The organism is Rubrobacter tropicus (genome assembly GCF_011492945.1).
GTDB classification, from domain to species: Bacteria; Actinomycetota; Rubrobacteria; order Rubrobacterales; family Rubrobacteraceae; genus Rubrobacter_D; species Rubrobacter_D tropicus.
The window spans coordinates 2,832,580-2,858,436 of sequence record NZ_CP045119.1 but is presented as its reverse complement, the minus strand read 5'-3'; the positions used below and the strand labels follow the sequence as shown (position 1 = coordinate 2,858,436).

The window sequence follows — 25,857 nt, the reverse complement described above, 5'->3', positions numbered from 1 at the left end:
CTTATGGGTCTCAAGATAAAGCGCGGGGACACGGTCGTCGTGATCTCCGGCAAGGAGAAAGGCAAGCGCGGCGAGGTAAAAGAGGTTCAACCGAAGAAGAACCGCCTCGTCGTCGAGGGCGTCAACGAGCGCACGCGCCACGCGAGGCCGAGCCAGAACAACCAGCAGGGGCTCTTCACCTTCGACGCCCCGATAGACATCTCGAACGTGATGCTGGTCGACCCCGGAAGCGGGGAGCCGACGAAGGTCGGTTACCGGTTCACGGACTCGGGTGAGAAGATCCGGGTCGCCAGGAAGACCGGGAGGGACATCGATGGCTAGGCTAAAAGACAAGTACAGGGAAGAGATCGCCCCGGCCCTCAAGGAGCGGTTCGAGATCGAGAACCCCATGAGGATCCCGGGCCTCGAGAAGATCGTCGTCAACATGGGCGTCGGCGAGGCCGTGGTCAACAGCCGCGCGATGGACGGCGCGATGGAGGATCTGGCGAAGATCACCGGCCAGAAGCCCCAGCTCAGGCGGGCCCGCAAGAGCATCGCCGGGTTCAAGATCCGCGAGGGGATGCCGGTGGGTGCTCGGGTAACGCTTCGCAACGAGCGGATGTGGGAGTTCCTCGACAGGTTCATCTCCGTGGCCTTGCCGCGGGTGAGGGACTTTCGGGGGATCAACCCCAACAGCTTCGACGGGCGGGGCAATTACGCCATAGGTCTTCGGGAGCAGGTCATTTTCCCCGAGATCAGCTACGACGCCATAGACGCCACGCGGGGCCTTGACGTCGCGGTGGTGACGACGACCGAGAGCGACGAAGAGGCTCGGGAGCTTTTGCGGCTCTTAGGTATGCCCTTCAGGGAGAGTTAGAGATGACGAGGAAAGCGTTGCTGGCCAAGCAGCAGAAGCCGCAGAAGTTCAAGGTAAGGGAGTACAACCGGTGCCAGCGCTGCGGCCGGGCGCACGGTTACTACAGGAAGTTCGGGCTGTGCAGGATCTGCCTGCGCGAGCTGGCGCACGAGGGCAAGATCCCGGGCGTAACGAAAGCGAGTTGGTAGCAAGATGACGGTTACGGATCCGATAGCGGATTTCCTTACCCGCATCCGCAACGCCCACATGGCGAAGCAGGAAGTGGTGAGGATCCCGCACTCGAAGATGAAGGCGGAGATAGCGCGCATCCTCCAGCAGGAGGGCTACGTGCAGGAGGTCTCCGAGCAGGGCGCCGGCGTGGACAAGCGCCTCGTCATTAGCCTGAAGTACGGCCCCGACGGCCGTCGCGGCATAACGGGGCTCAGGCGCATGAGCCGTCCCGGCCGCCGGGTTTACCGCAAGCAGACGAACATACCCCGCGTGCTCGACGGGCTCGGAGTGGCGATCCTCTCGACCTCGCAGGGCGTCCTGACGGACCACCAGGCCAGGCGCCAGGGCATCGGCGGCGAAGTCCTGTGCTTCGTCTACTAGGGAGGTCGTAAGAGATGTCGAGAATCGGTAGGGCACCCGTAGAGGTCCCGAACGGCGTCAACGTCGAGCTCTCTGACCGGAGCATAAAGGTCACGGGCCCGAGGGGCGAGCTGACCGTGCCGATCGGTCGCGGCGTCAGGGTCGAGCAGGAGGACGGCAACCTCGTCGTCCAGCGAAACTCCGACGCGCCGCCGGACAGGGCGATGCACGGGCTTACCCGCTCCCTGCTCCACAACGCCGTAACGGGCGTGACGGACGGGTTCACCAGGACCCTGAACATCGCCGGCGTCGGTTACAGGGCCGCCTTGCAGGGGCGCGACGTGAACCTGCAGGTCGGGTATTCGCACCCCGTCGCCATCGCGCCGCGGGAGGGCATCGAGTTCGAGGTGCCGAACGCCACGACGATCATCGTGCGCGGAAACGACAAGCAGCAGGTAGGCCAGATGGCGGCGGAGATCCGGAAGGTTCGCCCGCCCGAGCCGTACAAGGGCAAGGGCATCCGCTACAGCGACGAGCAGGTCCGCCGCAAGGTCGGCAAGGCCGGCTAGCGAAGCTAGGAGGAAGCAATGGCAGTTCTTCAGAAGCGGGCCCACAGGGAGAAGCGGCGCAAGCGCGTCCGGCGCAAGCTCGCCGGCACCGCGAACCGCCCGCGCCTCTCGGTGTACCGCTCGAACGTGAACATCTACGCCCAGCTCATCGACGACGACGCGGCCCGCACGCTTGCCGCGGCCGACTCCCGCGAGGTGGGGGAGGCCGAGAACCGCACGGACGCGGCCCGCAAGGTCGGGGAGCTCATCGCGAGGAAGGCCAAAGAGGCCGGCATCGAGGTGGCGGTCTTCGACCGGGGCGGGAACAAGTACCACGGCCGCGTCGCGGCGCTCGCTGAGGGCGCCCGCGAGGCCGGACTAAAGCTCTAACCAGGAGGAAGTTTTGGGTCGAGGCAGAGGAAATAACAGGGGCGGCGCGCCGGGTGGACCCGGTCGTGGCGGCGGCCCGGCTGGTCCCGGCGGCCAGGGCGGCCGCGGTGGCGGCCCCGGCGGCCGTGGCGGCAGGGACAACCGTGGCGGCGGAGGCCGTGGCGGGCGTGGGCAGCGCGACAGCGAGTTCCAGGACAGGGTCGTCGAGATCCGTCGCGTCGCCAAGGTCGTCAAGGGCGGCAGGCGCTTCAACTTCAGCGCGCTCGTCGTCGTAGGCGACGGCAAGGGGAGGGTAGGCGCCGGGCTCGGCAAGGCCAACACCGTGCCGGCCGCCATCCAGAAGGGACAGGAGCGCGCCAAGCGGAACATGTTCCAGGTGGCCATGCGCAACACCACCATCCCGCACGAGGTCATCGGCAAGTTCGAGAGTTCGGACGTGCTGCTCAAGCCGGCCTCCGAGGGTACGGGGGTTATCGCGGGCGGCGGGGTTCGGGCGGTCTTGGAGCTCGCCGGGATCAAGGACGTCTTGACGAAGGCGCTCGGTTCTACGACTTCCGTGAACCTTGTCCAGGCCACGGTCGAGGGGCTTCAGAGGCTCCGCACCAAGGCCGACATCGAGCAGGCGCGGGGGGTGAAGATCACGTCATGAGCCCCCTGAAGGTTACACAGATGAAGAGCGTTATCGGTCAGAAGGGCGACCAGAAGCGTACGGTCAAGGCCCTGGGCCTGAAGCGGATCAGGCACTCGCGCGTCCACGGGGACACGCCCCAGATCAGGGGCATGCTCCACAAGGTGCGCCACCTGGTCCACGTCGAGGAGGTGGACGAATAATGAGGCTCAACGACATCTCCCCGGCCCCCGGTTCTACGCGCGGACGCAAGCGCGTCGGGCGCGGCACGGGCTCGGGGCACGGCAAGACCAGCGGCCGCGGCCACAAGGGCGCGGGCTCCCGCTCCGGCGCCTCCACCCACGCCGCCTACGAGGGCGGCCAGATGCCGCTGCAGCGGCGCCTGCCGCGCCTCAAGGGCGAGGCCAGGGGACGGCACACGGTCGCCCGCCCGGTCAACTACGCGCCGGTCAACATCTCGGACCTCGAGGGGGTCTCCGGTGATACGATAGGGCCGGACGAGCTGCGGGCCGCCGGGCTCGTCAGGAAGAAGGCCAAGCTCGTCAAGATCCTCGGCAACGGCGAGATCGGGCGGGCCGTCACGGTCAGGGCCCACGCCTTCTCCGAGACGGCGAAGGGCAAGATAGAGGCTGGCGGCGGAAGCGTCGAGGTACTGGAGCGCTAAGATGTTGGGATCCCTTGCCAACGCCTGGAAAGTCCCGGAGCTTCGCCAGAGGCTCCTGTTCACGGCCATGATCCTGGCCCTCTACAGGCTCGGCGCGTACATACCCCTGCCCGGGATCGACCCGACGGTGTTGAGCGGGGCGGGACCCGGGGGCAACAGCGCCGTGGCGGGGCTCTTCGGGGCCTTCACCGGCGGGGCCTTCAACAACTTCGCGATCTTCTCGCTCGGTATCATGCCGTACATCACCGCGGCCATCGTCATGCAGCTGATGACGGTGGCGATCCCGCGGTTGCAGGAGCTTTCCAAGGAGGGCGAGGCCGGGCAGCAGAAGATCACGCAGTACACCCGTTACTTTACGCTGGCGCTCGCCCTGATCCAATCGACCGCCATGGTCTTCTATTTCAGGGCTCCCGCCGGCGGGAGCGCGCTCGCGGGGGCCGGCGTCCTGGATCTCGTCGTCGTCATCTTCACCCTGACGACGGGCGTGATGCTCACCATGTGGATGGGCGAGCTCATAAGCCAGCGGGGCCTCGGAAACGGGATCTCCCTGATAATCACCGCGTCGATCCTTTCGCAGGCTCCCTTCGCGATCCGGTCTCTCATAGAGAACGGCAGCATCCTGGTGATGGTGATCCTCGCCTTGCTGGCGGTCATGATCATCGCCGCCATCGTGTTCGTGAACGAGGGGCAGCGGAGAATACCCATCACCTACGCCAAGCGGCAGGTCGGGCGCAGGATGAGCCAGGGCGGGACGACGTACCTGCCCCTGAAGGTGAACATGGCGGGGGTCATCCCGATCATCTTCGCCTCCTCGCTGCTCCTGTTCCCCGTGATCCTGGCCGAGTTCGCAGGCGGCGGCAACCCGGACTCGTTCCTGAGCCGGCTCGCGGGCTTCTTCGACACGGACGGGGCACCGTACCTCTTCCTGTACGCGCTCTTGATCATCATGTTCACGTACTTCTACACGGCGGTCCAGTTCAACCCCGTCGAGCACGCGGACAACCTGAAGAAGAGCGGCGGGTACGTGCCGGGCATCAGGCCGGGGCAGCAGACGGCGCTTTACCTGAACAACGTGCTTACCAGGATCACGCTCTTCGGGGCGGTCTTCCTGGCGCTGGTGGCGATCGTTCCGTACATCATCTCGCCGCTTCTGGGCCTCGGGCAGACTATCCTGCTCGGCGGCACCTCGATGCTGATCGTGGTCGGCGTCTCGCTGGACACGGTCCGCCAGCTCGAAAGCCAGCTCATGATGCGCAACTACGAAGGGTTCTTGAAGAAACGATGAAGATCATTCTTTTGGGCCCCCAGGGGGCCGGTAAGGGCACGCAGGCGCAACGCCTCTCTCAGAGAACCGGGGCCAAGCACATCTCCACCGGGGACATCGTCCGGGCCGAGATAAAGTCGGGCTCGGAGCTCGGCCAGAAGGTGCAGGACTTCAACGACCGCGGCGAGCTGGTCCCCGACGAGATCATCGTCGAGATGGCGAAGCCGTACCTGGACGACGCGGACGCCTGGCTGCTCGACGGCTTCCCCCGCAACGAGGCCCAGGCCAAAGCCCTGGACGACGCCCTCAAGGACCTCGGCATCGAGCTGGACGCGGCCGTCGCCCTGGAAGCCCCGGACGACGATCTCGTCCAGAGGCTCTCGGGCCGCCGGACGAGCGACGCGACGGGCCGGGTCTACCACGTCGAGCACGACCCGCCGCCGGAGAACAGCGACGAAGATCCGGGGCCGTTCGTGCAGCGCAAGGACGACACCGAAGAGGCGATCCGGCGACGCCTGGACATCTACCACGAGCAGACGGAGCCGCTGAAGGACTACTACGCCGAGCGGGGCCTGCTCACCACCGTCGACGCGAGGCAGTCCATCGACGAGGTAACGGAGGAGATCCTGGCGGCCGTCGGCGAGGGGCGGGCTTGATCGTCCGCAAGAGCAAGACGGAGCTTATGGCCATGGAGGAGGGCGGCAGGATCACGGCCGCCTGCCTGAAGATGCTCGCCGAGAACGCCCGACCAGGCGTTACGACCGGCGACCTCGACAGGATGGCCGAGGACTTTATCCGCTCCCACGGCGGCACCCCCGAGTTCAAGGGCTACCCGGGCGGTCCCGGAGCTCCCGACTTTCCAGGCTCCATCTGCGCCTCCCCGAACGCCATGATCGTCCACGGCATCCCCGGCTCCTACCGCCTGGAAGAGGGCGACATACTCTCCATCGACGTCGGCGTCCGCTACAAGGGCTTCGTCACCGACTCGGCCACCACGGTCGCCGTCGGCGAGGTGCCCGAGGAGACGCGCGGGCTGCTGGAGGTCACGCAAGAGTGCCTGGCGGCCGCGACCGAGCAGATGCGGGCCGGTAACAGGCTCGGGGACGTCGGGCACGCGATACAGTCCGTCGCCGAGGCGCGGGGCTACGGGGTGGTCCGCGACCTGGTTTCGCACGGGGTCGGACGGGACATGCACGAGGACCCGCAGATACCGAACTACGGTGAGAAGGGGACGGGGGTCAGGCTCCAGCCAGGCATGACGTTCGCTATAGAGCCCATGATCACGCTCGGCGACTACGCGATAGACCTCGACGAGGGCGACAGGTGGTCGATCTACACCGCCGACCGCTCGCTCTCGGCCCACTTCGAGCACACCATCGCCGTGACGGAGAACGGCCCCTGGGTGTTGACCGAAAACGGGGGGTCTGGCGGGTAGAAAGGCCGGATTCGCGGTGTGAGAGGCCGCATCAGCGTGATAAGATATCCGTTTGGCTCCAATCATTTTGTAACTACTTGGAAAGAGGAGGTCCTTGGCCAAGGAAGACGTCATAGAGGTCGAAGGCGCCGTCACCGAGGCGCTGCCGAACACGCAGTTCCGTGTCGAGCTCGACAACGGGCACAACGTGTTGGCGCACATCTCCGGGAAGATGCGGATGAACTACATCCGGATACTTCCGGGCGATCGGGTGAAGGTGGAGTTGAGCCCCTACGACTTGAGCCGGGGACGCATCACTTACAGGTTCAGGACGTAAGAACAGAGACGGGAGACGGTTGTGAAAGTACGGGCGAGCGTGAAGCCTATGTGCGAGAGGTGCAAGGTTATACGCCGCCGGGGAGTGGTCAGGGTGATCTGCCCCAACCCCCGGCACAAGCAGAGGCAGGGATAACATGGCACGAGTAGCAGGCGTAGACCTGCCGCGCGAGAAGCGGGTCGAGATAGGCCTCACATACGTCTTCGGCGTCGGCCGCTCGACGGCGAAGAAGATCTGCCGCGAGACGGAGGTCGACCCGAACACGAAGGTCAGGGATCTGGCCGAGGGCGAGGTCGGCAAGATCCGGGCCTACATCGACCAGAACCTCGAGGTCGAGGGCGACCTTCGGCGGGAGAACACCCAGAACATCAGGCGGCTAATCGAGATTGGCACCTACAGGGGCATCCGGCACCGCAGGGGTCTCCCGGTGCGCGGCCAGCGGACGAAGACGAACGCCCGCCAGCGCAAGGGACCGAAGCCGTCCATCGGCGGAAGAAAGAGGGCCAGGTAAATGGGTAGGCAGAGGCAGCAGCGCAGGGGCAACCAGCGCGGCGCGAGCCGGCAGCGGCGCAAGGTGCGCCGCAACGTCACGACCGGCATCGTCCACATAAAGAGCTCCTTCAACAACACCATCGTCTCCGTGAGCGACCAGGAGGGCAACGTCATAGCCTGGGAGTCTGCGGGCTCGCTCGGCTTCAAGGGAAGCCGCAAGAGCACGCCCTACGCGGCCCAGATGACGGCCGAGTCCTGCGCGAACAAGGCGATGGACCAGGGTGTGAGGCGCGTGGACATAGAGGTCAAGGGCCACGGCTCGGGCCGGGACATGGCCGCCAGGACCTTCCAGTCCATGGGTGTTGAGGTCCTCGGTATCAGGGACGTGACGGGCCAGCCGCACAACGGTTGCCGGCCGCCCAAGAGGCGCAGGGGGTAGTTAGAGATGGCCAGATACACGGGACCGAGGGGCCGGCGCGACCGGCGGGCGGGGGTAATGCTCTCGTCGATGCGGAAGAACCCGCTCGAAAAGAAGCCGTATCCCCCCGGCGAGCACGGCCGGGGCCGCCAGAGGCAGACGGAGTACGGGATGCGGCTCTTGGAGAAGCAGAAGGCCCGCTGGTACTACGGGGTCTCCGAGAAGCAGTTCAGGAAGGCCTACGACAAGGCGACCAGGATGCAGGGCGTCTCGGGCGAGAACCTCTTGAGGCTCATGGAGCTCCGGATGGACAACGTCGTCTTCCGGATGGGCTTCGCGAGCAGCAGGCCGCAGGCCCGCCAGCTCGTCGTCCACGGCCACTTCCTCCTCAACGGCCGCAAGCACAACATCCCGTCCGCGATACTCAAGCCGGGCGACGTGGTGTCGATCAGGGAGAAGAGCCGCAACCTGGAGCCCATACAGGGCGCCGTCGAGAACGTGGTGGCGGTCCCGGCCTGGCTCGAGGCCGACCACGACAACTTCACGGGCAGGCTGCTCCACACGCCGGGGCGCGACGAGATCGACACGCCCGTCGAAGAGCAGCTCATCATCGAGTTCTACAGCCGTTAACGCAAGTTTCCTTTAGCAGGTGGTTTTTTGACGATGTTGGACATAGCACCGCCCCGTTTCAGGGTGGAAGAAGAAGAGGGCCAGCGCGGCACCTTTGTCGCCGAGCCGCTCCCGAGGGGTCTCGGCCACACCATAGGCAATAGCCTTCGGCGCGTGATGCTCAGCGGGCTCACGGGCGCCGCGGTCACCAAGATAAGGGTCGAGGGCGTCAGCCACGAGTTCTCGACGATCCCCGGGGTCAAAGAGGATGTGGTCGACATCATCCTCAACATCAAGGGGCTCAAGTTCAAGCTGGAGCGCGACGAGCCCATCGAGCTCCAGATCCAGAAAGACGGACCCGGCGAGGTGACCGCCGCCGACATCGAGCTCAAGGCCGATGTCGAGGTCGTAGACCCTTCGGTCTACATAGCGAGCGTCTCCTCCGGCGGGCACCTCGACATGCGCCTGACCGTCGAGCGGGGCCAGGGCTACCGCAGGGCGGAGGGCAACAAGAGCGACGCCGACCCGATAGGGGTCATCGCCGTCGACTCGCTGTTCTCGCCGGTCCAGCGCGTGAACTACTCCGTCACGGAGACCCGCGCCGGCGCCCGCGCCGACCTCGACTCGCTTCGGATGGAGGTCTTCACCGACGGCCGCGTCGAGCCGCAGGAGGCCGTGCAGGACGCCTCCAAGCAGCTCATGGACTACCTCGGGCTGTTCACGGACGGCTACCAGGTGCAGGGCGCCGTCGACAGCAGGCAGCGCGGCGGCCGGGCGGTTATTCAGGACGAGCGGCCGGTCGAGGACCTGGAGCTCACGGTCCGTTCGTACAACTGCCTCAAGCGCGAGGGTGTCGACACCATCGGGCAGCTCGCGACGATGACCGAGGAAGAGCTGATGAACATCCGCAACCTCGGGATGAAGAGCGTCGACGAGATCCGCTCCAAGCTTCTGGAGTACGGCTATTCTCTGGAGAGCGAGGGTCTAGATGAGGCACGCTAGGAGGGGCCGCAAGCTCGGCCGCGAGGCCCAGCACCGCAAGGCCATGCTCGGCACGATGGCCGGCCAGGTCATAACCCACGGCCGCATAAAGACCACGGCCCCCAAGGCCAAGGAGCTGCGCGGCGTCGTGGACAAGCTCATAAACACCGCGAAGAAGGACGACCTCCACGCGCGTAGGCAGGCGGTCAAGGTCCTCAAGGACAAGACCGTCGTCCGCAGGCTCTTCGAGGACGTCGCCCCCGACCTCGACGGCCGCACCTCGGGCTACACCCGCATCCTGAAGCTCGGCCCGCGCCTCGGTGACGGCGCCGAGAACGTCTACCTGGAGCTCGTCAACTACAGGGCCGAGTAGCCGGTATTTCGTAGTCCGGGGAGGGCCGCGTGCGGTTCGCGCTCAACGTACCCAACTTCGGCGAGTACGGGGACGCGCGGGTGCTGGCGGGGCTCGCCCGCGAGGCCGAGGAGTGCGGCTGGGACGGTTTCTTCGTCTGGGACCACATCGCCTGGGAGGGCGCCGCCCACTACGCGGACCCCTGGATCTCGCTCGCGGCCATCGCGGTCGAGACGAACACTATCAGGATCGGGCCGATGGTCACCCCGCTGCCCCGGCGCCGGCCCTGGAAGGTGGCCCACGAGGCCGCGACCCTGGACCGCCTCTCCGAGGGGCGCCTGACTTTAGGCGTCGGCCTCGGCGGGCGCGAGCGGGAGTTCGGCTTCTTCGACGAGGAGCCGGACCCCAAACGCCGGGCCGCGATGCTCGACGAAGGACTCGAAATTCTGACGAAGATGTGGGAAGCGGAACCCTTCACGCACCGGGGTACGCACTACGAGATCACCGAAGCCCACCTCACGCCCCCGCCCGCCCAGCGTCCGCGCATCCCGGTCTGGATCGCCGGAACCTGGCCGCGCAAAAAACCGTTCCTTCGCGCCCTGCGCTGGGACGGTTACGCCCCGGTCGGGAAGGCCGGGTCCCCTCTGACCCCGGAAGACGTCCGCGAGATGAGCGGCTTCGTGTCCGACCAACGCGGCGGAGACCGGCCTTTCGACATCAGGGTCACGGGCTCCACGAACGGCGAGAGCTCCGACGAGGCCCGCCGGAAGGCGGCGCGGTTCGCGGAGGCCGGGGCGACGTGGTGGGACGAAAACCTCCCGCCCTCGGGCATGTCGCTGGAGGAGGCGCGCGAACGCGTCAGGCTCGGTCCCCCGGACTTTGGCTGATCCCACCTCCATCTCCTGCGAGCACCTGACCTACTCCTACCCGGGCGCGGCCCCCGCGCTCTCGGGCGTGACTTTCGAGGTCCGGGCCGGCGAGTACGTAGGCGTCGTCGGCCCCAACGGCGGCGGCAAATCCACCCTCCTGCGCCTCCTGAACGGCCTGCTGGCCGCGGACTCCGGGCGAGTACGCGTCGCGGGTTTCGACCCTGCTACCGAGCCGTTCGAGGTGCGGCGCAGGGCCGGCGTGCTCTTCCAGAACCCGGATAATGGGCTGGTCGCGCCCTTCGTCGAGGACGACGTCGCGTTCGGGCTGGAGAACCTCGGTGTGGAGCGGGCCGAGATGCGCGAGCGCGTGGGCGAGGCCATAAGGGCCGTGGGCCTGGCCGGGTACGAGCGGCGGGAGCCCCACACGTTATCCGGCGGGGAGAAGCAGCGGGTGGCGCTCGCGGGGCTTCTGGCGGTCGGGCCGGAGATCCTGCTCCTAGACGAACCGACGGCCATGCTCGACCCCCCGGGCCGGCGCGAGGTGCTGGAACGGGTCCGGGATCTCCGGTCTTCGAGAACCGTCCTGCACGTAACGCACCACCTCGAAGAGCTCTTCGACGCCGACCGGGTGCTCGTCCTGAACGGCGGCAGGCTCGTGGCCGACGCCGCGCCGGAGAAACTGTTCTCCGACGCAGGCCTCCTGCGCGAGAACCGCCTCGCGCTTCCGACGGTGCCGCGGCTCGCGGCCGACCTCGGCCTGCCGTTCTGCCGGACACCGGGGGAGTTGGCCGAAGCTGTCATCCACAAGACCAGGGACGGCTCCGGGGTGGAGGCGCGGTGAGGATCGAGCTCCGGGAAGTGCGCCACGTCTACTCTCCGGGGACGCCCTTCGCGGTCGAGGCGCTCGGGGGTGTTTCCCTGACGGTCGAACCGGGGGAGGTGCTGGGCGTGATCGGGGGCACGGGCTCGGGCAAGAGCACCCTCGTCCAGCACCTGAACCTGCTCCTTCTTCCCACCGCGGGGGAGGTCCTGGTCGACGGCGAGAGCGCCATCTCGATGAACCGGACAACGCTCCGGCGTCGGGTCGGACTCGTCTTCCAGAACCCGGAGCAGGGCCTCTTCGCCCCAACGGTCGAAGAAGACGTGGCATTCGCTCCCCGGAGACTCGGGTTGGCCGAAGACGAGGTGCTAGAACGCGTCCGCGAGACGCTTGGTTTGCTGGATGCCGGGCACCTCGCGGGGCGTTCTCCCTTCGCGCTCTCCGGCGGGGAGCGGCGGCGGGTCGCCATAGCCGGGGTGCTCGCCATGGGCCCCGAGGTACTCGTCCTCGACGAGCCGACGGCGGGTCTCGACCCGACCGCCCGGGCCGACCTCATGGGCCTCGTCGGACGCCTGAAGGACTCGGGCGTGACCGTCGTCTTCGTCTCCCACGACCTCGACGAGGTGGCCGAGGTCGCGGACCGGATCTGCGTGCTCGATAGGGGAAAGGTCAAGGCGTTAGGAAAGCCGGCCGACGTCTTCTACGATGATCCCTCGCTGGCGCCTGCGACCGTGCGCGTCGCCGCGATGGTGGGAGAGAGGCGTTCCGGTATCGGGAGGCCGGTGCGTTACGCGGAGGCGCTCGCGGCCCTGCGGGGATTGATGGGGGAGGTTCCGTGACGGCAGTTCGGGGCGTCGGGCAGTTCTACCCCGTTGGTTCGCCCCTGCACGCGCTCGACCCAAGGGCGAAGGTGGTGGCGACGGCCGTCCTGGTGGCCGGGCTCTTCTTCGTCGACTCCGCGGCCGGGTTTCTGGTGGCCGGGACCGTCACGGCGTTGCTCGTCGCGGTGAGCCGGGTGCCGCTTCGGGCTTTCGTCGGCCTTCTGCGGCCCGTGGCGTTCATAGTGGCGCTCACGTTCTTGTTTCAGGTCCTCTTTCTGCGGGAGGGGGCGACGCTCTTTCAGTGGGGGTTCGTGGAGGTGCACGAGGGAGGGTTGAGGATGGGCTTGCTGCTCGCGGCCCGGCTCCTGATCCTGGTGACCACGGCGGGCCTGTTGACGGCGACGACGGCCCCGGTCGCGCTCACCGACGGCATAGAAGACCTTCTATCTCCGTTGAAGAGGCTGCGTTTTCCGGCCCACGAGGTCGCGATGATGATGACCATAGCCCTGCGCTTCATCCCGACGCTCGGGCAGGAGGCGCAGAAGATCTCCCGCGCCCAGGCCGCCCGCGGCGCGGACTTCACGAGCGGCGGACCCATCGCCCGCGCCAAATCCTTCGTCCCGATTCTGGTCCCCCTGACCGTCGGGGCCTTCCGGCGGGCCGACGAGCTGGCCGAGGCGATGGAGAGCCGCGGCTACCGGGGCGGCCGGGGCCGTGTCCGCTACCGCGAGCTCAGCTTCCGTGTCCGGGACGCCCTGGCGCTCGTTCTCGCGGTCCTCGCGGTCGGGACCGCGGCGCTCCTGTGAAGCTCGCCGGCCTCGTCGAGTACGACGGCGCCCGTTTCGCCGGATGGGCCGCCCAGCCCGACCGCAGGACCGTCGAGGGCGAGCTCTCAAGAGCCCTGCGCACCGTCCTGCGGCAGCCCATAAAGCTCTCCGTCGCGGGACGCACCGACGCGGGCGTACACGCGGACGGGCAGGTAGTCTCTTTCGTCGCCGAGACGGAACTTTCCCCTTCGCTGATCGCCTACAAGGCGACGGCCGTGCTGCCCGAGGACGTGGCGCTCAGGCGGTGCGTCGCCGTTCCCGAGACGTTCGACGCCCGTCGGGACGCGAGGAGCAGGGGCTACGAATACAGGCTGGTCAACGATGAGATCCGGTCCCCCCTGCGGCGCCTGCGGGCCGCCTACGAGCCGCGCGAGCTCGACTTCGGACTCTTGAAGGAGGCCGGGGAGATGGTCGGGGGCGTCCACGACTTCAGCGCCTTTACGCCTTCCAAGGGCTACCACGTGCGGTTCGAGCGGGTGGTCGCGGAGTCGGGCTGGACGAGGGAGGGGGATCTCCTCCTGTACCGCATCAGCGCCGACTCGTTCCTGTACGGTATGGTCAGAACACTAGTCGGCACCATGCGGGAGGTGGCGCTGGGGAAGCGTGATCGCGGGAGCTTCGAGGCGCTGCTCTCCGGTGGGCGACGCACGGAGGCCGGCCCCGCAGCACCGGCCCGGGGACTGACCCTCGTAAACGTCGGGTACGAAAAAGATCTCTGGAGGTAGAGATGGACGGGGACAGCACGCGCGAGCTATTGAAGAACATAGACGCCTACGTCGCGGATCTCTATGCGCCCGCTGACGAGGCGCTCACGGCGGCTTTGCGGGAGTCCGAAAGGGCCGGGCTTCCGCAGATAAACGTGTCGGCGAGCGAGGGTAAGCTCCTTCAGATGCTCGTCGAGATCTCCGGCTCCCGGCGCGCGCTTGAGATCGGGACGCTCGGCGGTTACAGCGCCATCCACTTCGCCCGCGCCCTGCCCGATGACGGGCGCCTGATCTCGCTGGAGCTAGAAGAACGCCACGCCGAGGTCGCCCGCCGGAACATCGAGCGGGCCGGCCTGTCGGAGAGGGTCGAGATCCGGGTTGGCGACGCCCGCGACGCGCTCGCGGGTCTCGTCGAGAACGGAGAAGGCCCGTTCGATTTGATCTTTATAGACGCGGACAAGGAAGGCTACCCGGAATACCTCGACTGGTCCATGCGCCTCTCCCGGCCGGGCACCCTCATCCTCGGCGACAACGCCATCCGCGGGGGAAGCGTTATGGACCCGGACGATCCTTCTTCCCGCGCTATGCGCGAGTTCAACGAGAAGCTGGCGAAAGATCCGCGCCTCTCGGCCCTGGTCCTGCCCCTGATCCGGGACCGCATAGACGGCCTCGCGATAGCCCGGGTCCTGGAACCGTAGGGACAGCCCGGGATTCGTAAAGCCGTCAGCTCTCGGCCATCGGCTTTCAGCCAGGAGCAAAAAAGCCGATGGCCGAGAGCGTAAGCCGCCAGGCCGAAGCGGGCTGATCGCTGACGGCACGGTTTTCGGAAGCAATCAGCTTCCGAAAACCGCTTTAGGGTACTGTCTCGCCGGTGAAGGCCGGGTTGGCAAGGGGGCTCCGGCCCCTTTTCTACCCGGGGGGTAAGGCTTCCTTGTTCCCCGGAATTTGGCGCAGCGCGCGGATCGCGGACGCGACGACGAAGCAGGCGGTGCAGGCGAGGACGATGGCGGCGCCCGAGGCGACGTCGAGGTAGTAGGAGGCGTAGAGGCCGGTTACGCTGGAGACCACGGCGATGGAGGCCGAGATCGCCATCATGCGGGGGAGGCTCTTCGTCAGTAGGGATGCGGCCGCGGCCGGGGTTATGAGGAGGGCGCTGATCAGGACTACCCCAACGGCCTGTATCCCCGCCACTACCGTGAGCGAGAGCAGGACCAATAGCCCGTAACGCACCGTGTCTGCGCTGAGGCCGATGGCCCTGGCGTGCACCGGGTCGAACGAGGTCAACTCGAGCTCTTTGTGGAAGAGGTAGATCGCGGCGAGCACGGCCAGGGCGAGGACCGAGATCAGGGCCACGTCCGATGGGGTTATGCCGAGGATGTTGCCGAAGAGCATGTGCGAGAAGTCCCTGAACGAATCGGCCGTGCTCATGAGCAGCACGCCGAGGGCGAACATGCCGGTGAACGTTATGCCGATGGCTGTGTCCTCCCTGACCGTACCCCGCCGCGAGAGCCACCCGATGCCGAGCGCGGTCGCCACCCCGGCCACGACCGCCCCGCCGAGCAGGTTCAGGCCGAGCAGGTACGCCGAGACGAGTCCCGGCAGTACGGTGTGCGCCAGCGCGTCCCCGATGAAGGCCATGCTTCGCAGGACCACGTAGACCCCGAGCACCGCGCACGTCACGCCCACGAGCACGGCGGCGAGCAGGCCCGTGCGCATGAACGAGAACTGCAGCGGCTCCAGCAGCCAACCCACTAACCCGCAGCCCCCCGTCCGACCGGCAGCCCGACGAACGCGCCGGGTTCCGGTTCCGCTTCGCGGCCCTCCCTGAGGTAGATCGCCCCGTCGAACTCCGAGGCGAGGCTGGCGAGGTCGTGGGTGGCCACGATGGTTGTCTTCCCGGCCTGCCTGAGGCCGGAGAGGACCTCCGATATGGTCTCGCGCGTGCGGGCGTCGACGGCGTTGAGGGGCTCGTCCAGGAGCAGCAGGTCCCCCTCCTGGACGAGCGCCCGGGCGAGCAGCGCGCGCTGCTGCTGGCCGCCGGAGAGCTGGCCGATCTGACGCCCCGCCAGGTGGGACAACCCGAGCTTATCCAGGACGTCGGCCACGATCTCTCTGTCCTCTTGTCCGGGTCGCCGGAGCCAGCCGAGGTGGACGTAGCGACCGCTCGTCACGAGCTTTCTTACGCTTATCGGGAACCGCCAGTCCACCTCGCCGCGTTGCGGCAGGTAGGCGACCCTGTGGTGGCACGCGCCGATCGGGTTACCGTAGACTCGGACCTCGCCCGAATACACGGGCAGCAGGCCGGCCACGGCCTTGAGCAGGGTGGACTTGCCCGAGCCGTTCGGCCCCACGAGCGCCACCCGCGTCCCCGCCGGAACTCGTAGGCTGACCCCCCGCAACGCGAGCCCGGAAGACCCCGCGTACCCGGCCTCCACCGACCGCGTCAGAAGCGCCGGGGCACCGGGCACGGGGTCCACGTGCCGCCGCCCGCCGTATGCGAGGAGCGGATAGCTCACCCGCCGAGCGCCCCGGAGATCGTCCTCGCGTTGTGGCGGACCATCCCGACGTAGGTTCCGGCGCCGCTGCCCAGCTCGCCGAGCGCGTCGGTGTAGAGCGTCGGGGCCAACTCCACCCCGGCCTCGTCGGCTATGTTCTGCATGACCGTCGGGTTGGAGACGTTCTCGGCGAAGATGGCGGGCACCCCCGATCTCTCGATCTCCCGAACGAGCCCTGCCGTCTCGCCGGCCGACGGGTCAGAGGTCTCCGTAGAGACTGAAGCCAGGGCCGTGTCCACCTCGAAGCCGTAGCGCTCCGCGAAGTAGCCGAAGGTGTCGTGGGAGGTGAAGAGCGTGCGGTTCTCACCGGGGATGGAGTCCACGAGATCCGTCACCCCGGCGTCCAGGTCTTCGAGCTCGGAGATGTACCTTTCGGCGTTGGACCGGTAGGCGCCGGCGTTGCCCGGGTCGGCCTCGACGAGCGTATCCCGGATCTCCTCAACCATCACCACCGCGTTCGTCGGGTCGTGCCAGACGTGCGGGTCGTACTCCCCGTGCTCTTCTTCCGTCTCGTGTTCTTCGGCGTGTTCGTCTTCTGCCTCGTGACCATGCTCCTCTCCGGCGATGGGCAGGGGATCCAGGCCCCGAGTCACGACCGCGCGCTCCGCCCCGGAGCCCGAGGACTCGTACAGGTCGTCTAGCCACGTCTCGAACTCCAGGCCGTTCTCGAACACGATGTCGGCCTCCGCCAACTCGGCGTTGTCCGACGGGGCGGGCTCGAAGGTGTGGGCGTCGCTGTTTGGCCCCACCAGGGTCGTCGACTCCACGCCCTCACCGCCGACGTTTTCGACCAGGTCCCCAAGAATGCTGTACGTGGCAACCACCCTGACGGCGCCGCCCGCCGAATCCTCCCGCTGGCTACCCCCGCAGGACGCTAGCAAGGGGACGAGCAACGCGCCAACCACCACCGTTGCGATTCTGCCAAAGTTCATGCCGCCCCTCCCGATCCATCTCCAACCGCGGCCGGAGTTATGTCCGACGAGCGATGTAACAGGACAAATGATACCCGGTTATCAGAAAAAATGAAAGCGTGTTATCGATAAGCGATGGAGACGGCCTGGATCTACGCGGCGATCAGGTTCGAGCGAGGGCGTCTGGTGGATAATCGGGTGGCGATACGGGTGTTTTTCGTCGGTGGGTTGGGTAGGGCGACGCCCGTCTCCGGCAGGTGGTGGTAGGATGGTCGCAGGCGTAGAGAGGGATGGCGTGATCGGGCGGTTTTTCGTGTGGGTCATCAGGGGCTATCAGAGGTTCGTATCGCCGCTGTTGCCGCCCTCTTGCAGGTTTACGCCTAGCTGTTCCAGGTACACCATCCAGGCGATCCAGAAGTACGGTCCTATCCGAGGAGGTGCGATGGGGGCGTGGCGCATACTCCGCTGCAACCCCTTCTCGAAAGGCGGGTACGACCCCGTGAAATGAGCGGGACGACGCGGATCGCCTCTTGCAGATGGTAATCCGGTATCTGTAGAGCCGTCCATCGGTGGATGGTATATTCCGAAGCGTGGGGAAGACGCGGAACACGAGGCAACGAAACGCCATTCTCAAGAGCATCCGGGATGCGGAGGGGCCGCTCTCGGTTGGGGAGATCCACGTCCGGTCGAGGACCGAGATACCCGGGCTTGGGATAGCCACCGTCTACCGGGCCGTCAAGGCGCTGCGCGAGGAGGGCGAGGTCGTGCTCGTGGAGTTGCCCGGCGAGGAGCCGCGTTACGAGCCCGTCGGCCGTGGGCACCACCACCATTTCCGGTGCCTCTCGTGCGATCAGACCTTCGATCTGGCGGGTTGTCCGGTGGGTATCCCCCGGGGGACGACGTTGCCTGGGGGGTTTACCGTCGAAGAGCACAAACTGACGCTCTACGGCCGTTGCTCCGACTGCGCTTAGAGGCATCAGGCCTCAGGTTTCAGGGGTGCGGTACGCGGACCGGAGCCGGGGGGCGCCGCCCACGATCGGGGACGGAATAGTGCGGAACGAGGCAACCGTTAGGGTCCTTGCCCACCACCCCTGAAACCTGAGGCCTGAAACCTCCTGTGTCTCAACCTCGGCGTCGACCGCCGTGCCCGGCGAGCGGCGCGGGGGCAACACGGGCGGCGATTGGGCTTATTCTCGATGTATGCTACTATTTGATCCGATCAGAGGCCTATTTATAGGGTAGTTCGTAAAACCTCCGGAGGATGATGAAGAGTTTCATGGCGCGGCCCCTCGAGGTCGAGCGGAAGTGGTACGTCGTTGACGCAGAGGGCAAGACCCTCGGGCGGCTTTCGACCGAGATCGCGCGGGTGTTGCGCGGCAAGCACAAGGCGCAGTACACGCCGCACGTGGACGTCGGCGACTTCGTGGTCGTGGTGAACGCCGAGAAGGTGGTGGTCACGGGCAGGAAGGCCGAGCAGAAGGTCTACCGGCGCCACTCGGGGTACCCGGGCGGGATGAAGGAGACCTCCTACGAGCAGATGCTCTCTCGCAAGCCGACGGAGGTGTTGCGCAAGGCCGTCTACGGGATGATGCCGAAGAGCCGGCTCTCCCGCCAGCAGTTCAAGAAGTTGAAACTCTACGCCGGTCCCGAGCATCCCCACGGTGCCCAGGACCCGCAGACGCTCGAGGTGGGATAAATGGCAGAGGCCCTTTACAGAGGAACGGGAAGGCGAAAGACCGCGGTGGCGAGGGTGCGGCTGCTTCCCGGGGACGGCAAGATCACGGTGAACGGCCGCGAGCTGGCCGAGTTCTTCCCCCGTCCGTCCTACCAGACTGCCGTAAGGTCCCCGCTCGAGCTTCTCGGTTCCGCGGGCCGCTACGACGTGGTCGCCAAGATCGAGGGCGGCGGCCTCACCGGGCAGGCCGAGGCTTTGCGCCACGGCATAGCCAGGGCGCTCGCGGAGGAGTCCCAGGAGTCGCGCGGCGAGCTCAAGGCCGCCGGGATGCTCACCAGGGACGATAGGGCCGTCGAGCGCAAGAAGTACGGCCTCAAGAAGGCCCGCAAGCGCCCGCAGTTCTCCAAGCGCTAGCGCCAAGCGGGGCGGGTCACCGGCGGGTTCCTTTCGCGTTGCGAAGGGGACCCGTCTCGCGTTCGAGAGGAGGCCGGTGTGCGGTCCCAGGAGAAGAGCGTGACGATAACCTACGAAGCGTTCGACGCGGGCCCGCACCTCTCCGGGGTGACCGGGATCTGCCGCTCGCTCGGGTGGGATAACTTCCGCTACGACCCTGACCTCACCCGGCGGTCCCTCACCGCGCCCGGGGTGACGGCGGTTGTCGCCGTGGCGCGTGATGCCGCCGAGGTCGTCGGGTTCGCCCAGGTCTTCGGCGACGGCGTGTTCCAGGCCCATCTGGGCCTGCTCGCGGTGGACGAGAAGTGGCGTCGCAGGGGTATCGGACGTGGGCTCGTGCGAGAGGCTTTCGCCAGAACCGGGGCGGAGCGCATGGACCTTATAGCGTCGGACGAGAGCCTGGGCTTCTACAGGTCTCTGCGGCACAGGGAGCAGGCCGGGTTCAGGGTCTACGCGGGCAGGGAGGAGGAAAGCTGAAAGAAAAAACCATCAGTTTCGGCACCGACGGGGTGCGCGGGGTCGCGAACAGGGACCTCACGCCCGAAGACGCCACGCGCCTCGGCCTCGCGGCGGCCCGCGCCTTCGGCGGCAGGATAGTCGTCGGGCGGGACACCCGCATCTCCGGCGGGATGCTCTCCGGCGCCCTGGTAGCCGGCCTCTCGGCGGGCGGGGCCGGCGTGGTCGACCTCGGCGTCATCCCGACGCCGGGCGTCGCCGCCCTCGCGCCGCGGCTGGGTGCCACCGCCGCGGCCGTGGTCAGCGCGTCGCACAACCCCTACCCGGACAACGGCATCAAGTTCTTCTCGGGCGAAGGTAGGAAGCTGCCGCTCGGGCGGGAGCGCGAGATCGAGGAGCTGACCGGGACAGACTTCCCGCGTCCTACGGGCGACGGCGTCGGCGCGGTCGAGACCCTCGACGAGGGGGCGGGCCTGTACGTGGACGGGGCGCTTAAGCTGTTGAGCCCGGACGCCCGGGGCGTGAAGGTCCTGCTCGACTGCGCGAACGGCGCGGCATACAGGGCTGCGCCCGAGGCATTCGGCCGGATCGGGGCCGAGCTGTCGGTCGTCGGGGCGGAGCCGACGGGCACGAACATAAACGAGGGATGCGGGTCGACGCACGTTGGGGAACTGGATGCTTCGGGCCACGACGTCGCGTTCGCGTTCGACGGGGACGCGGACAGGGTGCTTGCCGTGGACGAGCGGGGCGACGTCGTCGACGGGGACAAGATAATAGCCATCCTCGCCCGAGATCTTCAGGAGCGGGGGGCCCTCGGCGGCGGGGTAGTCGTCACCGTGATGAGCAACCTCGGCTTCTTCAAGGCGATGGACGCGATGGGAGTCCCCTATCTGGTTACGCCCGTCGGGGACAGGCACGTCGCCGGGGAGATGCTGCGCATCGGCGCTTCCGTCGGCGGGGAGCAGTCCGGGCACGTCATCCTCTCGGAGCACGCGACGACGGGCGACGGGCTCGTGACGGCGCTCGCGCTTCTCGACGTGATGGTCCGGAGCGGGAAGCCGCTCTCCGAGCTTGCCAGCGTGATGGACGTATACCCCCAGAAGCTCATAAACGTCGCCGTGGGCGGGGCCGCATCGGCGAAGGCCGTCGCCGCGCTCGACGTCGTCGAGGGGGCCGTTGCGGGGGCGGAGAAGACCTTGGGTGACGGGGGGCGTATCCTGCTAAGGCCGAGCGGTACGGAGCCCGTGGTGAGGGTAATGGTCGAGCACGAGGACGAGGCGGTCTGCCGGGAGGTCTGCGCGGAGGTCGCGCGGGTCGTCGAGGCGGCCGGGAGGGAGGAAGTTTGAGGTTCGTTGGATGCGCGCTTGCGTGGAGGCCCGGCGAGGCCGGGGAGAAAGACTCGTGCCTGGTGGTAATGGACGAGCGGGGGAGCATCATCGCGAACACCTTCGCGGGGAGCACCGAGGAGTTGCGCGGGGCCATCGAAGCCTACGGGGAGGAGCGGCGCGGCGTGATCGTCGGCGTCGACGCGCCGCTCGCCGTGCCCAACGAGCGGGGGACCCGCAGGATCGAACGCATACTATCCAAGGTCGCCCTTCCCGCCTACTCTGCAAGCCGCAAGATGTTCGGCGGTTCTCCGCTCTCCGAGGACCTTCTCGAGGAGCTGGAGAAGATCGGCATGGAGTACACCGACTACCCGTTCCCGAGGGAGAGGGGCCAGAGGGTGGTCGTCGAGGTCGACTCGGCCGCCACGCTGAAGGTTCTCTCGCTGGAGCGCGCGGGAGAGGACGGGGACCCCGGAACCGTCTTGCGGGGTATGGCCGACCCGAAGCTTCGCAAGGGCAACAAGGAAGGGCGGGCGGCGGCGATCCGGGGCGCCATCGAGGTCCTCTGGGATACGCCCGGCCTGCGCCTCCGAACGGGTAACCTGTCGGCGGACCTCTCAGCCGAGGAGAACATAGACGTCTCCAAGCTCGAGGTGTCGGCCTCGATGTCCCACGCCGAGCTCGACCGCATCCTGTCGCTCGTCGAGGGTACCCTGGCGGCCTACACGGTCCACCGCCACTGGCGTGGTCGGGACGGCTCGATGGTCGTGGGGACGGGGACCGAGGGCTCCGTCCTCCTGCCGGCGAAGGGGGCCCTGCGCGACCGCATAGCGGAGGAGGCGCGCGCCTCCGGGGTGCCGTACGTTTAGCGGTTCGCAAAGCGAACCGCGGCACGCTCTGGCTTCGCCTGCGCTTTCAGCCCGGCGCTTCGCGCCTTTCAGCTTTTGGGTGGTTGGCGGGGCTGGCGCGCGGTGTTGGCAAGTCGCGTGGGAGTACCTTAACCTCTAAATGTAAGACGTAAAGTAGATATAGCGTTTGTAAAGGTGGTGTCTTGGGGCTGAAGGTGCGGATCATTCCTTGTCTTGACGTGGATGGCGGCCGGGTGGTCAAGGGGACGAACTTCAAGAACCTGAGGGACGCGGGGGACCCGGTCGAGCTTGCGGCGTTGTATGACAGGGAGGGGGCTGATGAGATCGTCTTCTACGACATCACCGCCTCCCACGAGCGGCGGGAGACCGCGTCTGCCCTCGCCAGGGCCGCCGCCGAGGAGGTCTTTGTTCCTTACACGATAGGGGGCGGCGTCAGGACCGCGGACGACATGCGGGCCATGCTGCGGGCTGGTGCGGACAAGGTCTCCGTCAACAGCGCCGCGGTGCGGGACCCCGGGCTCATAGACGCGGGCGCCGAGCGGTTCGGCGCCCAGTGCGTGGTCCTGAGCGTGGACGTCAAGCGCAAGGAGGAGGGGCCCGGATGGGAGGTCTACCTCAACGGCGGGCGGCTCAACACGGGGATGGACGCTATCGGGTGGCTCGTAGAGGGGGAGAGGCGGGGGGCCGGGGAGTTCGTGCTCAACAGCATGGACGCCGACGGGACCGAGAGCGGGTACGACCTGGATCTGATCTCGTCCGTGGCCGAAAAGACCAGCGTCCCGATAGTCGCCTCGGGCGGGGCGGGGGGACCGGAGCACATGATCTCGGCGGTGAGGGCGGGCGCTGGGGCCGTTCTGGCCGCCAGCATCTTCCACTTCGGGGAGTACAGCATCGCGCAGGTCAAGGAGGAGATGGAGCGGTCGGGGATACCGGTCCGCCGGACGGAAGCGGAGGTGCAAAGTGGCTAGAAACCTGGCCCTCGTCGTCATAGACACGCAACTCGGGATGTTCGAGACCCCAGGCGTTCCGCCGGTCCCGGACGGCGAACGCCTGCTTCAAAGTATCGAGGGCCTGATCGAGAGAGCGCGCGGCGCGGACGTAACGGTGGTCCACGTCCAGCACGCGGGCGGCCCCGGACACCCGCTGGAGAAGGGCACGGACGGCTGGCGGATACACCCGCGGGTCGCGCCGCTGGACGGGGAGTTGGTGGTCGAGAAGGAGACGCCGGACTCGTTTTTGAACACCACGCTCCGGGAAGAGCTCGAGTCCAGGGGGATAGGACGCCTGATCCTGGCCGGAATGCAGACCGAGTACTGCGTGGACACGACCTGCCGGCGGGCCTTCAGCCTGGGCTACGACGTCACGCTCGCCGCCGACGCGCACGGCACCTGGGACGACGCCGCCCTCTCGGCGGGCCAGATCGTCGCCCACCACAACGAGGTGATGGGCAACGGCTTCGCCGAGGTCGTCCCGTCGGGGGAGATCTCCTTCAGAGAGCCGGTCGAAGCGTGACGGCCGTCGAGCACGTCCGCTTCGATGCCAGCGGCCTGGTGCCGGTCGTCGCCCAAGACACGAACACCGGCGAGGTCCTGACGCTCGCCTACGCGAACAGCGAGGCCGTCGAGAAGACGCTCGCGACCGGGGAGGCCCACTACTACTCGCGCTCGCGCGCGGAGCTCTGGCGCAAGGGGGAGACGAGCGGCAACACGCAAAGCGTGGTCGAGGTGCGCCTGGACTGCGACGGGGACGCGCTGCTCTACAAGGTGGAGCCGCGGGGGCCCGCCTGCCACACGGGCGCCGGGACCTGCTTCTTCACCACCCTGGCCGGCGAGGGCGTCGGCATTGCCACCAAGAAGGCGGACGGGGAGGCCTTCGGGGCGACGCTGGAGAGGCTGGCCGGGACCATAGCCCAGCGGCACAGGGAGATGCCGGAGGGATCTTACACGGCAGGTCTGATCCGGCGCGGCCCCGAGAGGGTGGCCCAGAAGGTGGGCGAAGAGGCCGTGGAGGTCGTCATAGCGGCGCTGCGCGAGGAGAGGCTGGCAGAGGAGACGGCCGACCTCGTCTACCACCTGCTCGTCCTGCTTGAAGAACGGGGCGTTGGCATCGAAGAGGTGGCGGGGATCCTGAGTGACCGGCACGGCTGACTTGAACCTCACGCCATCCATCGGCGAGGCGAGGGAACTCGCCCGCTCCTACGACGTCGTGCCGCTGTACGCCGAGTTCATAGGCGACCTCGAGACCCCCATCTCGGCCGTCCTGCGCTTTGCGGAAGAAGACACGGTCTTCCTGCTCGAGAGCGCGGAGGCCGCAGAACGTTTCGGACGCTACTCTTTCCTTGGCTTCGACCCGAAGCGCACGCTCTCCTACCGCGACGGCGTCTACACGGTCGTCGACGCGGACGGGGTGCGGGAGGTGCCGGCGAAAGACCCGTTTCGTGGGCTGGCCGAGATCGTCGGCAAAAAGAGCGTCGCCCCGCTCCCGCACCTCCCGGCCTTCGTCGGCGGCGCCGTCGGCTTCTTCTCCTACGACGCCGTCCGCTACCTGGAGAAGCTCCCGGCGGAGCTAGCCCCGCCCGACGACCTCGGCGTCCCCGAGGCGCTCTTCGCCGTCACGGACACGCTCGTGGTCTTCGACCACCTCAGGCACAAGGTGCTCGTCGTCTCCCTGGTCGACGCCGCCGGGCTGCGCGACGTGGAGGGCGAGGGCTTCGCGGCGGCCTACCGGCGGGCTGCGGACGACATACGCAGGATCTCCGAAAGGCTCTCGGCGCCGCTCGCCCGCCGGGCGCCGCGTTTCGGGGACGGCTCCATCGAGGTGTCCTCGAACTTCACCAGGGCGGGTTACGAAGAGGCCGTGGGTAAGGCCAAGGAGTACATCAGGGCCGGGGACGCGTTCCAGATCGTGCCCTCCCAGAGGTTCTCGGCCGAGGTCGGGGACCTCGACCCCCTGCTCCTGTACCGCGGCCTGCGCACGGTCAACCCGTCCCCGTACATGACCTATTTGAAGATGGGTGACCTGACGATCGTCGGGGCCTCGCCCGAGCCGCTGGTGAGGGTCGAGGGACGGCGGGTGATGACCAGGCCCGTCGCGGGCACCCGGTGGAGGGGCGGGACCCCCGAAGAGGACGCGGCCCTCGCGGAGGAGCTTCTCGCGGACGAGAAGGAGAGGGCCGAGCACGTAATGCTCGTCGACCTCGGGCGCAACGACCTCGGGCGCGTCGGTGAGATCGGCTCGGTGGAGCTCGCGGGCTTCATGGAGGTCGAGCGCTACTCCCACGTCATGCACATCGTCTCGACCGTCGAGGCGAACTTGAGGAAAGACCTCACGGCGCTGGACGCCCTGGCGGCTGCCTTCCCCGCGGGGACCGTCTCGGGGGCGCCGAAGGTTCGGGCGATGGAGATCATAGACGAGCTGGAGCCGACCCGCCGCGGTCCCTACGCCGGCGCCACGGGCTACTACGGCATCGACGGCCGCCTCGACACCTGCATAACCCTGAGAACGGCCCTCCTCAAAGACGGTGTTGCCTACTTCCAGGCCGGCGGCGGCGTCGTTGCCGATTCGGTCCCATCATCGGAGTACGAGGAGACACGCAACAAGGCCGGCGCGATCCGGCAGGCCCTGGAGGTCGCCCGAAGCCGCGGCATGTGGCTGTAACGGCGGAACACGCGGTACGTGGGGTCCCCCCGAGCGTCCCGAAACTGAACCGTGGGAGCAGGCGCGTACCCCTCTACGGCGGTTTGCACAAGGACCGACCCTCGTCGTGCGTGAGGTCTTGAGGCACCGAGGTTCTTGGGGGTGCGCCACGGAACCGGAGGCGAGCCCCCACCCCCGAAAACCCAGGAACCTGTTCGCAACGGGCCAGATACTTCCGCGAACCGGTCTAGTTGTTGACCGAACTGGGTGCCCCAAGCCGCCGCGACTTTGCCCTTCGTGACGGCGAGCGTAACCCTTCCCCAGAAACGGCTGTCCAATCTGTGTAGCCATTCCGAAACCATCTGCATCGTTGGACTGCTCGGGGGTTGCGCGGATAGGAGCATGACCTATGT

Annotated in this window: 40 protein-coding genes; 37 read left to right on the top strand and 3 right to left on the bottom strand. The window is 67.4% G+C overall.

What is annotated here, in order from left to right; genetic code table 11:
- Positions 1 to 3 precede the first annotated feature (3 nt).
- The 25 genes from rplX (at position 4) to GBA63_RS14205 (ending at position 14,262) form a co-directional block, all read left to right on the top strand.
- Positions 4 to 321 carry a 50S ribosomal protein L24 gene (rplX, locus tag GBA63_RS14325; RefSeq protein ID WP_166177131.1) on the top strand — a complete coding sequence of 106 codons (318 nt, stop codon included), beginning with the start codon at positions 4 to 6 and terminating at the stop codon, positions 319 to 321.
- A complete protein-coding gene (gene rplE / locus GBA63_RS14320; RefSeq protein WP_166177130.1) occupies positions 314 to 856 on the top strand; it encodes a 50S ribosomal protein L5 in 543 nt (180 codons plus the stop codon). Before rplX ends, rplE begins: the two co-directional genes overlap by 8 nt.
- A gap of 2 nt (positions 857 to 858) precedes the next feature.
- Complete coding sequence (locus GBA63_RS14315) at positions 859 to 1,044, top strand: type Z 30S ribosomal protein S14 (RefSeq protein ID WP_166177129.1); 186 nt, start codon at positions 859 to 861, stop codon at positions 1,042 to 1,044.
- Positions 1,045 to 1,048: 4 nt separating this feature from the next.
- Positions 1,049 to 1,447 carry a 30S ribosomal protein S8 gene (gene rpsH / locus GBA63_RS14310; RefSeq protein WP_166177128.1) on the top strand — a complete coding sequence of 133 codons (399 nt, stop codon included), beginning with the start codon at positions 1,049 to 1,051 and terminating at the stop codon, positions 1,445 to 1,447.
- A 14-nt stretch (positions 1,448 to 1,461) separates the two neighbouring features.
- On the top strand, positions 1,462 to 1,995 hold the full coding sequence (gene rplF / locus GBA63_RS14305; RefSeq protein WP_166177127.1) for a 50S ribosomal protein L6: 534 nt from the start codon (positions 1,462 to 1,464) through the stop codon (positions 1,993 to 1,995).
- An 18-nt stretch (positions 1,996 to 2,013) separates the two neighbouring features.
- Positions 2,014 to 2,364, top strand: a complete 351-nt coding sequence (rplR, locus tag GBA63_RS14300) for a 50S ribosomal protein L18 (protein WP_166177126.1) — start codon at positions 2,014 to 2,016, stop codon at positions 2,362 to 2,364.
- Positions 2,365 to 2,377: 13 nt separating this feature from the next.
- On the top strand, positions 2,378 to 3,013 hold the full coding sequence (gene rpsE / locus GBA63_RS14295) for a 30S ribosomal protein S5 (protein WP_166177125.1): 636 nt from the start codon (positions 2,378 to 2,380) through the stop codon (positions 3,011 to 3,013).
- Positions 3,010 to 3,195 (top strand): 50S ribosomal protein L30, encoded by a 186-nt coding sequence (gene rpmD, locus GBA63_RS14290; protein ID WP_166177124.1) that lies wholly within the window; start codon positions 3,010 to 3,012, stop codon positions 3,193 to 3,195. The genes rpsE and rpmD overlap by 4 nt, the downstream gene beginning before the upstream one ends.
- The gene (gene rplO, locus GBA63_RS14285; protein ID WP_166177123.1) at positions 3,195 to 3,656 is read left to right on the top strand and encodes a 50S ribosomal protein L15; all 462 of its coding nucleotides are present in this window, start codon (positions 3,195 to 3,197) and stop codon (positions 3,654 to 3,656) included. The genes rpmD and rplO overlap by 1 nt, the downstream gene beginning before the upstream one ends.
- 1 nt (position 3,657) lies before the next feature.
- Positions 3,658 to 4,941: a preprotein translocase subunit SecY gene (secY, locus tag GBA63_RS14280; protein WP_166177122.1), complete on the top strand. Its 1,284-nt coding sequence runs from the start codon at positions 3,658 to 3,660 to the stop codon at positions 4,939 to 4,941.
- On the top strand, positions 4,938 to 5,576 hold the full coding sequence (locus tag GBA63_RS14275) for an adenylate kinase (protein WP_166177121.1): 639 nt from the start codon (positions 4,938 to 4,940) through the stop codon (positions 5,574 to 5,576). The genes secY and GBA63_RS14275 overlap by 4 nt, the downstream gene beginning before the upstream one ends.
- Positions 5,573 to 6,355 (top strand): type I methionyl aminopeptidase, encoded by a 783-nt coding sequence (map, locus tag GBA63_RS14270; RefSeq protein ID WP_166177120.1) that lies wholly within the window; start codon positions 5,573 to 5,575, stop codon positions 6,353 to 6,355. The genes GBA63_RS14275 and map overlap by 4 nt, the downstream gene beginning before the upstream one ends.
- Positions 6,356 to 6,449: 94 nt before the next feature.
- The gene (gene infA / locus GBA63_RS14265; protein WP_166177119.1) at positions 6,450 to 6,671 is read left to right on the top strand and encodes a translation initiation factor IF-1; all 222 of its coding nucleotides are present in this window, start codon (positions 6,450 to 6,452) and stop codon (positions 6,669 to 6,671) included.
- Between the two features lie 21 nt (positions 6,672 to 6,692).
- A complete protein-coding gene (rpmJ, locus tag GBA63_RS14260; RefSeq protein ID WP_166177118.1) occupies positions 6,693 to 6,806 on the top strand; it encodes a 50S ribosomal protein L36 in 114 nt (37 codons plus the stop codon).
- A gap of 1 nt (position 6,807) precedes the next feature.
- The gene (gene rpsM / locus GBA63_RS14255; protein WP_166177117.1) at positions 6,808 to 7,182 is read left to right on the top strand and encodes a 30S ribosomal protein S13; all 375 of its coding nucleotides are present in this window, start codon (positions 6,808 to 6,810) and stop codon (positions 7,180 to 7,182) included.
- Positions 7,183 to 7,602 (top strand): 30S ribosomal protein S11, encoded by a 420-nt coding sequence (gene rpsK, locus GBA63_RS14250; RefSeq protein WP_166177116.1) that lies wholly within the window; start codon positions 7,183 to 7,185, stop codon positions 7,600 to 7,602. It begins immediately after the preceding gene.
- 6 nt (positions 7,603 to 7,608) lie between these two features.
- Positions 7,609 to 8,211, top strand: coding sequence for a 30S ribosomal protein S4 (gene rpsD, locus GBA63_RS14245; protein ID WP_166177115.1), 603 nt, complete (start codon positions 7,609 to 7,611; stop codon positions 8,209 to 8,211).
- A 33-nt stretch (positions 8,212 to 8,244) separates the two neighbouring features.
- A complete protein-coding gene (locus GBA63_RS14240) occupies positions 8,245 to 9,192 on the top strand; it encodes a DNA-directed RNA polymerase subunit alpha (protein ID WP_166180219.1) in 948 nt (315 codons plus the stop codon).
- Complete coding sequence (gene rplQ / locus GBA63_RS14235; protein ID WP_166177113.1) at positions 9,179 to 9,544, top strand: 50S ribosomal protein L17; 366 nt, start codon at positions 9,179 to 9,181, stop codon at positions 9,542 to 9,544. Before GBA63_RS14240 ends, rplQ begins: the two co-directional genes overlap by 14 nt.
- 29 nt (positions 9,545 to 9,573) lie before the next feature.
- Positions 9,574 to 10,410 (top strand): LLM class flavin-dependent oxidoreductase, encoded by an 837-nt coding sequence (locus tag GBA63_RS14230; protein ID WP_166177111.1) that lies wholly within the window; start codon positions 9,574 to 9,576, stop codon positions 10,408 to 10,410.
- On the top strand, positions 10,403 to 11,233 hold the full coding sequence (locus GBA63_RS14225) for an ATP-binding cassette domain-containing protein (protein WP_228282127.1): 831 nt from the start codon (positions 10,403 to 10,405) through the stop codon (positions 11,231 to 11,233). Before GBA63_RS14230 ends, GBA63_RS14225 begins: the two co-directional genes overlap by 8 nt.
- Positions 11,230 to 12,051: an energy-coupling factor ABC transporter ATP-binding protein gene (locus GBA63_RS14220; protein ID WP_166177109.1), complete on the top strand. Its 822-nt coding sequence runs from the start codon at positions 11,230 to 11,232 to the stop codon at positions 12,049 to 12,051. Before GBA63_RS14225 ends, GBA63_RS14220 begins: the two co-directional genes overlap by 4 nt.
- Complete coding sequence (locus GBA63_RS14215; protein ID WP_166177107.1) at positions 12,048 to 12,839, top strand: energy-coupling factor transporter transmembrane component T family protein; 792 nt, start codon at positions 12,048 to 12,050, stop codon at positions 12,837 to 12,839. The genes GBA63_RS14220 and GBA63_RS14215 overlap by 4 nt, the downstream gene beginning before the upstream one ends.
- On the top strand, positions 12,836 to 13,585 hold the full coding sequence (gene truA, locus GBA63_RS14210) for a tRNA pseudouridine(38-40) synthase TruA (protein WP_166177105.1): 750 nt from the start codon (positions 12,836 to 12,838) through the stop codon (positions 13,583 to 13,585). The genes GBA63_RS14215 and truA overlap by 4 nt, the downstream gene beginning before the upstream one ends.
- A 2-nt stretch (positions 13,586 to 13,587) precedes the next feature.
- Entirely contained in the window at positions 13,588 to 14,262 is a 675-nt protein-coding gene (locus GBA63_RS14205; RefSeq protein ID WP_166177103.1) for an O-methyltransferase, read from the top strand.
- Between the two features lie 211 nt (positions 14,263 to 14,473).
- On the opposite strand, the gene GBA63_RS14200 is transcribed toward GBA63_RS14205, so the two are convergent.
- Genes GBA63_RS14200 through GBA63_RS14190 form a run of 3 tightly spaced genes read right to left on the bottom strand, consistent with a single transcriptional unit; the run spans position 14,474 to position 17,051 of the window.
- Positions 14,474 to 15,316, bottom strand: coding sequence for a metal ABC transporter permease (locus GBA63_RS14200; protein ID WP_207956804.1), 843 nt, complete (start codon positions 15,314 to 15,316; stop codon positions 14,474 to 14,476).
- Positions 15,316 to 16,080 carry a metal ABC transporter ATP-binding protein gene (locus GBA63_RS14195; RefSeq protein WP_207956803.1) on the bottom strand — a complete coding sequence of 255 codons (765 nt, stop codon included), beginning with the start codon at positions 16,078 to 16,080 and terminating at the stop codon, positions 15,316 to 15,318. Before GBA63_RS14195 ends, GBA63_RS14200 begins: the two co-directional genes overlap by 1 nt.
- Positions 16,077 to 17,051 (bottom strand): metal ABC transporter solute-binding protein, Zn/Mn family, encoded by a 975-nt coding sequence (locus GBA63_RS14190; protein ID WP_166177101.1) that lies wholly within the window; start codon positions 17,049 to 17,051, stop codon positions 16,077 to 16,079. The genes GBA63_RS14195 and GBA63_RS14190 overlap by 4 nt, the downstream gene beginning before the upstream one ends.
- Before the next feature lie 114 nt (positions 17,052 to 17,165).
- Between GBA63_RS14190 and GBA63_RS24045 the strand changes: the two genes are divergently transcribed.
- From GBA63_RS24045 to trpE, 12 genes are all read left to right on the top strand, one after another.
- Positions 17,166 to 17,297: a hypothetical protein gene (locus GBA63_RS24045; RefSeq protein WP_266096274.1), complete on the top strand. Its 132-nt coding sequence runs from the start codon at positions 17,166 to 17,168 to the stop codon at positions 17,295 to 17,297.
- Between the two features lies 1 nt (position 17,298).
- Positions 17,299 to 17,538 carry a membrane protein insertion efficiency factor YidD gene (gene yidD / locus GBA63_RS14185; RefSeq protein ID WP_166177099.1) on the top strand — a complete coding sequence of 80 codons (240 nt, stop codon included), beginning with the start codon at positions 17,299 to 17,301 and terminating at the stop codon, positions 17,536 to 17,538.
- A gap of 82 nt (positions 17,539 to 17,620) precedes the next feature.
- Positions 17,621 to 18,001, top strand: a complete 381-nt coding sequence (locus GBA63_RS14180) for a Fur family transcriptional regulator (protein WP_166177097.1) — start codon at positions 17,621 to 17,623, stop codon at positions 17,999 to 18,001.
- A gap of 293 nt (positions 18,002 to 18,294) precedes the next feature.
- Positions 18,295 to 18,726, top strand: coding sequence for a 50S ribosomal protein L13 (gene rplM, locus GBA63_RS14175; protein ID WP_166177095.1), 432 nt, complete (start codon positions 18,295 to 18,297; stop codon positions 18,724 to 18,726).
- Positions 18,727 to 19,119: a 30S ribosomal protein S9 gene (gene rpsI / locus GBA63_RS14170; protein WP_166177093.1), complete on the top strand. Its 393-nt coding sequence runs from the start codon at positions 18,727 to 18,729 to the stop codon at positions 19,117 to 19,119.
- A gap of 78 nt (positions 19,120 to 19,197) precedes the next feature.
- On the top strand, positions 19,198 to 19,635 hold the full coding sequence (locus GBA63_RS14165) for a GNAT family N-acetyltransferase (RefSeq protein ID WP_207956800.1): 438 nt from the start codon (positions 19,198 to 19,200) through the stop codon (positions 19,633 to 19,635).
- Entirely contained in the window at positions 19,632 to 20,960 is a 1,329-nt protein-coding gene (glmM, locus tag GBA63_RS14160) for a phosphoglucosamine mutase (protein WP_228282580.1), read from the top strand. Before GBA63_RS14165 ends, glmM begins: the two co-directional genes overlap by 4 nt.
- On the top strand, positions 20,957 to 21,808 hold the full coding sequence (locus tag GBA63_RS14155) for a DUF429 domain-containing protein (protein WP_166177091.1): 852 nt from the start codon (positions 20,957 to 20,959) through the stop codon (positions 21,806 to 21,808). Before glmM ends, GBA63_RS14155 begins: the two co-directional genes overlap by 4 nt.
- A 182-nt stretch (positions 21,809 to 21,990) precedes the next feature.
- Complete coding sequence (hisF, locus tag GBA63_RS14150; RefSeq protein WP_207956799.1) at positions 21,991 to 22,776, top strand: imidazole glycerol phosphate synthase subunit HisF; 786 nt, start codon at positions 21,991 to 21,993, stop codon at positions 22,774 to 22,776.
- Complete coding sequence (locus tag GBA63_RS14145) at positions 22,769 to 23,320, top strand: cysteine hydrolase family protein (protein WP_166177089.1); 552 nt, start codon at positions 22,769 to 22,771, stop codon at positions 23,318 to 23,320. The genes hisF and GBA63_RS14145 overlap by 8 nt, the downstream gene beginning before the upstream one ends.
- Complete coding sequence (gene hisIE / locus GBA63_RS14140) at positions 23,317 to 23,955, top strand: bifunctional phosphoribosyl-AMP cyclohydrolase/phosphoribosyl-ATP diphosphatase HisIE (protein ID WP_166177087.1); 639 nt, start codon at positions 23,317 to 23,319, stop codon at positions 23,953 to 23,955. Before GBA63_RS14145 ends, hisIE begins: the two co-directional genes overlap by 4 nt.
- Positions 23,939 to 25,465, top strand: coding sequence for an anthranilate synthase component I (trpE, locus tag GBA63_RS14135; RefSeq protein ID WP_166177085.1), 1,527 nt, complete (start codon positions 23,939 to 23,941; stop codon positions 25,463 to 25,465). Before hisIE ends, trpE begins: the two co-directional genes overlap by 17 nt.
- Positions 25,466 to 25,857 lie beyond the last annotated feature (392 nt).